This is a genomic window from Ruminiclostridium hungatei (genome assembly GCF_002051585.1).
GTDB classification, from domain to species: Bacteria; Bacillota; Clostridia; order Acetivibrionales; family DSM-1351; genus Ruminiclostridium; species Ruminiclostridium hungatei.
In genome coordinates this window covers 1-3850 of the sequence record NZ_MZGX01000049.1, presented here as the reverse complement: position 1 = coordinate 3850, position 3850 = coordinate 1, and the positions used below count along the sequence as shown (strand labels likewise).

Sequence of the window (3850 nt, the reverse complement as noted above, 5' to 3'; positions counted from 1 at the left end):
AGGCCATTAATAACATAGTTGAAGTAAAGGCAAAGACAAACGGCGGCTCGGTAAATACCGTAGTAGTAGGCAATGAACTGGCAGTTCAAAAAGTGAATATAAAAAGTGATATACCCACATCAGCACCAGTGACAGTGACACCCAAGGTGCCGGTTCCAGCCGCATCGAGCGCACAAATGAGCACTTTGACAAATCAAGTGGCTCAGGTGAGCAGCTATATGGCGCTTGCAAATCTATCTTCAATAAATGCAAATAAGTCAACTATGGCTGTAGGAAATGGGGGTGGGACTAGTGGAAGTAGTAACATTTTATCATTGGCAGGTGCCGCTTCGTTTGGTGGGAATGTGGCCGGAGCAATAGCAGTAAATACTAATGATTTTTCAGGAGCGTCACTTACAAAAAAAGGACTCAACACATTTTTAGATATTATTTTGCCAACAACTACTGAAACAAGTGAAGCCCAAAGATTATTGAATAAAGCAGCAAGCTTGGGGGGACAAGGAGTTAAGTTATATACAGGTGAACTTGTACCTATAAATACGGTGAGAACTGCATCTACTGTTGGAAAAGTAGGTCAGGTATTAGGTGTGGCAGGTACAATTATTACTCCATTTACAGAGATAGGTACTTCCGCAGACCTATTTAAGGATGATTTAGCACTTGTCGCACAATATAACCCGGAAAACTATAACAAGGCATTAGTACTGGCTATAATTGGAACTACGGCTGATGCTAGTTCATTTGGATTTGCAAGAAGTTTAGCCAACACTGTTCCATCATTAGCCCAACTTGCTCCTGGCGAAGACCCTCAATGGACAAAAGATTGGATAGATACTGTAAATAGGAAAGTTAATACAAAGAATATGATAGGTAAATAAATACAGTAACTTAACGAGGATGGTTTAAGATATGAAAAACATGCTTAATATTCTGTTCGGTAATTTAAATATTAAAAAACAAACCGATTATATTATTGTTCCAATAAAAGTTTTATATATTATATATTCCATACCATTTTTGATGTTTGCGCTTCTTTTGGCCGCAAGGAGTTTTGGAGCATTCGGAAGTTCTAAAAGTGAGAAGATTGGTATTATAAAAAAGATATTACTCCATTTTGCAAATATATTTTGGTCATATTGTTTATGGGTCGTTATACTTTCAATATTAGAAGAAAAATTAAACATTAAGCTAAGACCTCACCTGTTTTGACTTGATAAATATTAAATAGCTAATTTATTCTAGCAGAATTATAAAGTAATGTATTTATATAAAAGATGTATTCCAAAATGGGGAAGGCTACAGGACGGAAAAGACGGAAAACGGAAAAACCACCAGGAGCCTGTACGAAGGGGACAAGGTAATCCTGGAAACAGACGAAAACGGAAAAAAGAAACCGCCAGGAACATATATGGGACAAACCTCATACAAAGGACAGTGACCACCAGGGAAAACGGGAACACAAAAGAGGAAACCTACAGCTACATGTACAACGGCCATGGGGATGTAACAGCACTGCTGGGAGCAGATGGAACCTTGGCGGCCAGCTATTACTATGATGCCTTTGGAAACGCATTGGAAACACACTACTACAATGCGTCAGGCACAGAAACCGGCAAGGCAGTTGACAATCCGTACCGCTATGCAGGCTATGTATATGACAGCACAACAGATTTGTACTATCTTAACGCCAGAATGTATGATGCAAAGACAGCACGGTTCCTGCAGGAGGATACATATCTGGGCAGTGCAGGTGACCCGCTTAGCTTGAATTTGTATACGTATTGCCATAATGAGCCTGTGATGTATGTGGACCCGACGGGGCATGCGGATGCAAAAATTACAGAGTTGGCTAAAGCAGCAGGAGGAGAAGCAAAATGGAATTCTCAAAACAGTTCTGTTACGGTAACTATCGGCGGGGTGTCCAGAACCTTTGGATATAACGAAATTAAATTGGTAAACGGAAGCGCAATTATTGAAAATGAAACTTTTGACAGAAAATTCAACGCAACTAACAAGGGGGTTGAAATAAATACAACAGTAAATACAAAGACTGGAAAAATAGACGGTACTACTGAATACAGGAATACCTCAGCAGTATCCAAAAGTGTAACAAATACTTATAAGCCTACAAATACCCCTGCAAGTGGGAATAATACATCAGGGAGTAATACAAGCAGTGCAAATAATACAAGTAGTGATAAAAATAGTGGGTTAAAAGAGACTGCAAACAATGTTAATGATTTTATACGGGGGACTGGAGCAGGATTTTTAGAGAGTATTACATATGGTGTTTCCGGTAAGTTAGATGTCTACTATGATAGGAAAAATAATACAATATACTTGATTGGAAAAGTAACTGGCGATTCAATTTCTGGAATATTGGCAGGAATAGGAACTTTTGAAAGTGGGGTATTTACTGTTATGACTGCGCCTACTATAGTAGGCGCAATGGCAGGAGCTGCGGCGACAGCATATTGTGCAACTATTACCGTATCGTCTGCGGGGCACGCTGTAGCTAATATCCAACAGATTCAAAGTCAGGGGGGGAGTAATAATGCAGCTATGTTTGGGGAGAATGGAACCCAAGTAACAAGTAAGACTGTTTGGAAAGAAAAGGGTAGTCAAGCAAGAATAGATGTAGAAAATCCCAATCCTGGACATAGACCTGGACAGATTCACTACCAAGATGCAAATGGGAATAAGTATTTATTTGACCCACAAAAGCAGGTTTTTGTTGATAAAAATGGAAATGTTGCTCCTAAATCGGTAAATGCTAATCTGAATAATCCTGATTTTGTTAAGAAACTTAATGTTGGATTAGAACAGTATTTAGGAGAACCCGGAATAAAATTACCTTAGGGAGATAATAGAATGATTAAAAATAAGAAAATGAAAGAATTGATTGAGGAGTTCGAAGATAGCAATTATCAATTAACACCAACTATAAATATATTGAACAAGTTTAATCCCAAATTTATTGAATGGGATGGGTGTATTTTATTAAAATTAGGATATAATTTAGATGATTTACCAGAAAAATTTCAAGTTAATAATATTTTTTGTGATAGAACTCAACTTGAGGCAACATATAATCATATTCATTTGTCAGACGTTTTGCCAGAGCTAGAGGAGAATCCTAAATATTCTTTAAGAATAGCTATAGAAATAATGAAGATATGGGAACACAAATTAAAGACAGAATTTCCAAAAGAAAAGTTTCATATTGTAATATCTCATGATGAGTTTGGTAGCGTTGTAAGGTTCTACAAAATAAGACCTTTAGATATTCCATGGGTAGATATTGATAATATTGATAAATACAAGGAAGAAGCAATTTTAGTAAAAGAAATATAATTATATTATGTTTAGGCGGTTGTCTATATGATGACCGTCTTTCTTTCAATGAGTAAGCATATAGATGCTTGAATGCTCTCAGGGAAGTGTATGCCTTATGATACTACGGAGTACAATGCCGCCAACAAGGAAAACAGGAAAATATATCCCGGAGGCAAAAACCATAGAGGAGAAAATGTCTATGACCCGGCAAAAACAGAGACCTACACCTATTACAACAACGGCAACCTGACCAGGAAAAGTATGGAGCAAACCCGTGAAATAGACCCGTCAAACCCTCCCAAGGCCAAATTCGGCATGTACATAGAAGGCCAGAAGGACGGAGCCACAAAAAATGCAAAGCCCATAGTGGCAGGCACCGCCAGCTACGAATATGACGTATGGAACCAGATGGTAAAGGCCACCACAGGAGAAGGCACAAGCACGTATAAATATAACGGGGAAGGCTACAGGACGGAAAAGACAGAAAACGGAAAAACCACCAGGAGCCTGTACG

The 3850-nt window shown here is 38.3% G+C and carries 5 protein-coding genes; all 5 read left to right on the top strand.

Annotated elements, in window-relative coordinates:
- Positions 1-878, top strand: an 878-nt coding sequence (locus tag CLHUN_RS22255) for a hypothetical protein (RefSeq protein WP_165755826.1), incomplete at its 5' end; no start/stop codon positions are given.
- 31 nt (positions 879-909) lie between these two features.
- Positions 910-1209: a hypothetical protein gene (locus CLHUN_RS21285; RefSeq protein ID WP_080066696.1), complete on the top strand. Its 300-nt coding sequence runs from the start codon at positions 910-912 to the stop codon at positions 1207-1209.
- A gap of 48 nt (positions 1210-1257) precedes the next feature.
- A complete protein-coding gene (locus CLHUN_RS21280; protein WP_080066695.1) occupies positions 1258-2859 on the top strand; it encodes an RHS repeat-associated core domain-containing protein in 1602 nt (533 codons plus the stop codon).
- A 12-nt stretch (positions 2860-2871) separates the two neighbouring features.
- On the top strand, positions 2872-3354 hold the full coding sequence (locus CLHUN_RS21275) for a hypothetical protein (protein WP_080066694.1): 483 nt from the start codon (positions 2872-2874) through the stop codon (positions 3352-3354).
- A gap of 90 nt (positions 3355-3444) precedes the next feature.
- On the top strand, positions 3445-3850 hold a 406-nt coding region (locus CLHUN_RS21270; protein WP_165755825.1), incomplete at its 3' end, for a hypothetical protein.